General features: G+C 67.3%; 6 protein-coding genes. 1 reads left to right on the top strand and 5 read right to left on the bottom strand.

Translation table 11 applies throughout. The annotated features are described in order from the left end of the window. Window positions 1-158: 158 nt before the first annotated feature. From VKN16_15915 to VKN16_15900, 4 genes are all read right to left on the bottom strand, one after another. A complete protein-coding gene (locus tag VKN16_15915) occupies window positions 159-455 on the bottom strand; it encodes a MoaD/ThiS family protein (protein ID HME95693.1) in 297 nt (98 codons plus the stop codon). Beyond that, entirely contained in the window at window positions 452-1,567 is a 1,116-nt protein-coding gene (locus VKN16_15910; GenBank protein HME95692.1) for an exo-alpha-sialidase, read from the bottom strand. The genes VKN16_15915 and VKN16_15910 overlap by 4 nt, the downstream gene beginning before the upstream one ends. 76 nt (window positions 1,568-1,643) lie before the next feature. Next, complete coding sequence (locus VKN16_15905; protein HME95691.1) at window positions 1,644-2,021, bottom strand: DoxX family protein; 378 nt, start codon at window positions 2,019-2,021, stop codon at window positions 1,644-1,646. A 116-nt stretch (window positions 2,022-2,137) separates the two neighbouring features. Then, window positions 2,138-2,440 carry a hypothetical protein gene (locus VKN16_15900; protein HME95690.1) on the bottom strand — a complete coding sequence of 101 codons (303 nt, stop codon included), beginning with the start codon at window positions 2,438-2,440 and terminating at the stop codon, window positions 2,138-2,140. A 40-nt stretch (window positions 2,441-2,480) separates the two neighbouring features. On the opposite strand from VKN16_15900, the gene VKN16_15895 reads away from it, so the two are divergent. Continuing rightward, window positions 2,481-3,704: an amidohydrolase family protein gene (locus tag VKN16_15895; GenBank protein ID HME95689.1), complete on the top strand. Its 1,224-nt coding sequence runs from the start codon at window positions 2,481-2,483 to the stop codon at window positions 3,702-3,704. A 9-nt stretch (window positions 3,705-3,713) separates the two neighbouring features. On the opposite strand, the gene VKN16_15890 is transcribed toward VKN16_15895, so the two are convergent. Then, a partial coding sequence (locus VKN16_15890) for a hypothetical protein (protein HME95688.1) occupies window positions 3,714-5,557 on the bottom strand: 1,844 nt, incomplete at its 5' end.

Raw genomic sequence — 5,557 nt, 5'->3', positions numbered from 1 at the left:
TGTCACTCCTGCTCACTCGAGGTCATGCTAAGTCTAGACTGCCGGAAAAGGCTGGCAGTCTTGGGGTTAGGGGTTCGAGCCCCCTCAGCTCCACCAATTCTTGACGCGGGGTTACGGAGCGATCCGTGACCCCGCGCGTGTTTCGGCACAGCGAGCTGCTAGCCGCCGGCCATCGCGCCTACCACCATGAACGGCTCGGCGCCCGTCGCGACCGCCTGGGGCAGCGGCGCATCGGGCGGATCGTGGGAGACGTCCTGCTCGCAGGCGAAGAATCGCACGAAGGGCCGGCGCTTGCCGGTGACGTGGTCGCGAATCGTCCCGCGCAGCATCGGATAGGTCGCCTCGAGGGCGTCGAGCACCGCGCCCGCGGTGACCGGGCCCTCGACGGCCAGCTTCACCTCACCGGCGACGCGGGCGAGGGTCCGCAGATGCGCCGGCAGGACGACCCGGATCACGGCAAGGTCTGCGCTTCGACCGAGACCACCGACGGCAGGTCCCGCACGATGGGCGTCCAGCTGTCGCCGGCATCGGCGGAGGCGTACACCTGGCCGCCGGTGGTCCCGAAGTACACGCCACAGGGATCGAGGGAGTCGACGCTCATGGCGTCGCGCAGCACGTTGACGTAGCAGTGGCTCTGGGGCAGTCCCTTGGTCAGCGCTTCCCACTCGTTCCCGCCGGTCCGGCTGCGATAGACGCGCAGCTTCGCATCGGGCGGAAAGTGCTCCGAGTCGCTCTTGATCGGCACCACGTAGATCGTTTCCGGCTCGTGCGCGTGCACGTCGATCGGGAAGCCGAAGTCGGTCGGCAGGTTGCCGCTGACCTCGCGCCACGAGCTCCCGCCGTCGTCGCTGCGCATCACGTCCCAGTGCTTCTGCATGAACAGCACCTCGGGACGCGACCGATGCATCGCGATGCGGTGCACGCAGTGGCCGACCTCGGCGTGCGGATCGGGGATGCCCTCGGACCGCAGTCCCCGGTTGATGGGCCGCCACGTCTGCCCGGCGTCGTCGCTCCGGAACGTCCCCGCCGCGGAGATCGCAACGAAGATGCGCTTGGGATCGCGGGGATCCAGCACGATCGTGTGCAGGCACATCCCGCCGGCGCCGGGCTGCCAGGAGGGCGCCGTCGCGTGCCCGCGCAGTCCGGGCAGCTCGTGCCACGTCTGGCCCCCGTCACTCGTGCGGAACAGCGCCGCGTCCTCGACGCCCGCGTAGACCGTGTCCGGATCGGTCAGCGAGGGCTCCAGATGCCACACTCGCGCGAACTCCCAGGGGTGCGGGGTGCCGTCGTACCAGAGGTGCGTGCCGGTCGGCCCTTCGTACGTGAACTTGTTGCCGACCGGCTCCCAGGTCTTGCCGCCGTCGTTCGAGCGCTGGATCAGCTGCCCGAACCAGCCGCTCGACTGCGAGGCATAGATGCGATTCGGATCGGCGGGGGACCCCTTGAGGTGATACATCTCCCAGCCCCCGAAATGCGGGCCGGAAACGTCCCACCGCGAGCGCTTGCCGTCCGAGGACAGCACGAACGCGCCCTTTCGGGTACCGACCAGCAACCGGACCCCACTCATCGCGTCCCTCCAGAATCGTTGCGCATTGAGTTGCCTCCTCAGCTATGGGTCGAACGGGGACATCTCGTTTCGACAGTCAAGATCTTCTGAGCGGCATCACCGCCCAGAGCCGGCTCTCCCGGACATAGAGGGCGAGCCATACGAGGATTCCGAGCAGGATATGGAGGTAGAACGGATCGCCGACTCGCCAGTGCGTGCATATCGCTCCGCCGATATACCCGGTGAGAAGAATCGCTCCCAGCACCGCGGTGGGCGGAATGAGGTAGATGACCACGCAGGAGGCTTCGAGGATCGCCAGCGGCACGAGCATCGATTCGGACAGGCCCAGATGCCGCAGCCCTTCCGCCACCTCGGGCCCGCCCTTGATCTTCATGAATGCGCTGAACAGGAACAGGAGCGCTATCAGGGCCGCGATCACCCGACCGGTCCATACCATCTTCCCACTCGTCGCCACCCGGTATGCCTCCTCGCTCGATCTTACGCTCTCGTACTAGTCGCCCATGCTCCCCCGGAATCGACAGGCGCTCGCCCGGCTTCGACGTGCGGGACAGGGCACGCGCGCCGGCCGCCCTATCGTTTGCCCTTCGCCGTCCGCGGATCCGCGGACTCCGGGAGGCACTGGTACTCCGCGAGATTCGGCTTCTTCGGGACCTGGAAGGTCTGGGCCAGCGCTTGATTGATGGCGGTCGTCATGGCACCTTTGCACCACCGTTCTGCATCGAATACCGGGCCACGACGCCAATCACCCTGCCGTTCGCCCTTGGCGTCGAGCGGGCGATCCCATAGCACCCACTTCTCCTCCGCGGCGACCGAGCCGATGACGGCGACGACGCCGAGCAAGACGAGGAGGATGACGATGCGGATAGCATCCATGGTCGGGTTCCTGACGAGAGTATGACCGAGGAGCGCCATCGTGCAACGGGTCGGTGAGACCATGCGCCGGGTCTTGACCAATGCGACCCTGATCGACTGTGTGAATCCGCGGCCGGTGCCCGGCGCCAGCGTGACCATCGAGCGCGGCCGCATCGTGGAGGTGCTCGACGGGAGCCGATCGCCCGATACCCGAGGCGCCGACGTGATCGATCTCGCCGGCGGCTACCTGCTCCCCGGCCTCTGGGACGTGCACATCCATCCCGACTATCTGGCTTCGACCGGCGCCTCGGTGGCCGAGCAGACCGCCGTCTTCGGCTATCGGCTGACGGAGGCGCTGACCGAGAGCGGCGTGGTGGGCGTGCGGTGCGCCGGCGCCGCGCATTTCATGGACGTGGCGTGGAAGCGCGCGTTCGACGCCGGCCAGCACGTCGGCCCGCGCGTCTTCGCGGCCGGCTACTTCCTCACCACCACCGGCGGTCACTTCCTCACCTCCGGCCACGCCCGGGAATGCGACGGGCCGTACGGCTTCGTCCGGGCCATTCGCGAGCAGATCAAGAACGGCGTGGACCACATCAAGCTGAACCTCACCGGCGGCATCATGGGGCCGGCCTGGGATCGCCACACGCACTCGTTCCTGCTCGACGACGAGCTCGAAGCCGCCTTCGCGATCTGCCGCAAGCGCGGCTTCCCGGTCATCGCGCACGCGGCCAACGCGGAGACCGTTCTGGCCGCCGCCCGGCTGGGTGCGCACAGCGTGGAGCACGGCTATGCGATGAACGCGGAGTGCGTGGAGAGCCTGCGCGTCCACGGCACCTGGTACGTGCCGACGCTGGCGATCAGCCACCTCACCCCGGACCAGGCGCGCGACCCGTGGGAGAAGCGCTGGGTCGAGCAGCGCAATCTCGCCCCCGATTTGTGCCATCGCGCCGACGCCGCGGCCGACCTGCACCGCGACTGCTTTCGCCAGGCGCTCGCGGCCGGCGTCAAGATGGCGCTCGGCTCGGACATTCGACCGCTGAAGGACGCCGCGCTGCTCGAGCTGGGCCTCTGGGTGCGGGACGGCGCGACGCCCTGGCAAGCGCTGCTGGCGGCCACGCGTCACGCCGCCGAGCTCTGCGGCGTGGGCGGAGACCTGGGCACCGTGGAGGTGGGCAAGCGCGCCGACCTGATCGTGGTCGGCGCCGACCCGCTGGAGAATATCGCCAACCTGCGTCAGCTTCGGCTTGTCTTCAAGGACGGGCGCATCGTCTCGGACAAGCGCTGATCGCCGGCGCTATCGCTCCCCGACCGAAACCGGCACCGTCTCCACCTCCGCGTACTCGTTGGAGCAGAGGGCATCGCCGATCGGCCGCCCATCCGGATCCGTGAGCATCGCCACGTGACGGGAGAACACGTCGCGGACGAGCTGGCCCACCACCTGGCCGACGCGGCTGACATCCTCGGCGATGAAGCCGATACCCGGATCCTGGCAGCCCGGAGAAGTCAGTCCACAGAGGACGGTCTCCTGTCCGTTATCGTTCCGCACGAACGTCGCCAGATTCACCCCGTAGGCGAGGAATATGGTGCGGAACACGCCCTCACTCACCGGGGTGCTCTGCGCCGGCAGGATCGCGTTGGGAATTTGCTGGAACATCGGTTGCCCCGTGCACGGCTCGACGCGCTCCGGCCATTCCGCAAGAACCAGCGGGGTCACGACCGTCACCTGACCTTGCGCGTCCACGTCCACCGCCTGAACCGCGTGAGCCCCGTCGAGGCCGCTCACGAACGCGCTGCCGCCGGCCCAGTACATCGGGAATGGGTTCACGGTCGGGAGGAACAGCGCGGTACGACCGGGCTTCCAGTCCAGCCGGGCCCGGCCTTCGTCGTCGGTCACGTTCGCGGACAGCGTCTGGCCGGTCTGGAGGTCGATCGCGTGCACGTCGAATCCGCGCAGCGGCGTGCCGTCCTTTCGCTTGATCAATCGCGCGACGACGCTCGACGAGAGCGTCACCTGCCGGCCGATGACCGCGTCGGGCTCGCTGCCGAGTGCTCCGCGAAACACCAGCATGTACCGCCCGGCCTCCTTGGGTGCGGGGCTCGTCGGTGATGTGAAGCGCAGCTGCTCCGCGGACTCTCCAGGCGCGAGCGCCAGCGCCCATGTCGCACCCGGTACCGGACGCCGGACATCGTTCTCGTCGTCGTAGTAGAGGGTGAACGTGCCGTTGAGCGGTTCCTCGCTGATGTTGCCGAGGGTCGTCGACGCGGCGTCCCCCGAGGCCGCGATGCGGCCCCGAAAGAAGTAGTCGATGAGCGCGGTGGAGTAGGCCACCGCTCGCGGAACCAGGCGCGCGGCGTAGTCACGGTACACGCCCTCGTCCAGCGCCGGGCTCTCCCGGAACCGCGTCCAGTCCAGACCGAATCGCTGATGGTAGTCGCGCAAGAGTCCCACGGTCGCCAGACGATATCCGACCGCTCCGCCACCCGTCTTCACGAAGTACCGCCGCTTGACCGGCACGCCGCGCACCTGGATGTCGAAGTCCTGCTCGACCACGCTCGCGCGGTTGGGGAACGGGAACCGCTTCTGCGGATCAACGTCGTTCTCGGTGAAGATACGATCTTCACTGAAGAAGTTGGCGTTGGTGTACTCGGCGAGCCCGATCAACCCTGTCATCGTCACTGTAGGGTTCCCGCCGGAATATCGATCTGAATCGATGAGCCGCGCGACGGCGATGGGCGCCAGCGGGTTCGGATCGAGGCTGGTCCAGCCCGGGTCTGGAGCGCTGGGCACGTCGGATGATGCCGACAACCACCCTTCGAACGCGACAACGTCCTGTCGTCTGGCCGTTTCCACCAAGCTTTCGTAGTTGTAGAAGAGGTGGGGGTCGTTCCGCACATGCGCGGGCGATGCCGCATCCTGAATCAGATGGATCTGCCGACCAAGTCCCTCGAATGTCCTGGCCAGGCCAGAGTCGCGCTCAGGCGGCTGTAGCTTTGTGAGTGCGTCGAAGTACCGTTGCCGTACATCTGCCCACGACCAACCAGGAAAGCCTTGGCCTACATTCTGTGCCCACACGATGGAAGATTGCCCGATACTCCCGAGCAATCCAGCCTGCGACCAACCAGCCGCCAGTGGATTGT

Source organism: Candidatus Methylomirabilota bacterium, assembly GCA_035315345.1.
Taxonomy (GTDB): Bacteria; Methylomirabilota; Methylomirabilia; order Rokubacteriales; family CSP1-6; genus CAMLFJ01.
The sequence above is the reverse complement of the archived record's forward strand: the minus strand, read 5'-3'. Positions and strand labels throughout refer to the sequence as shown.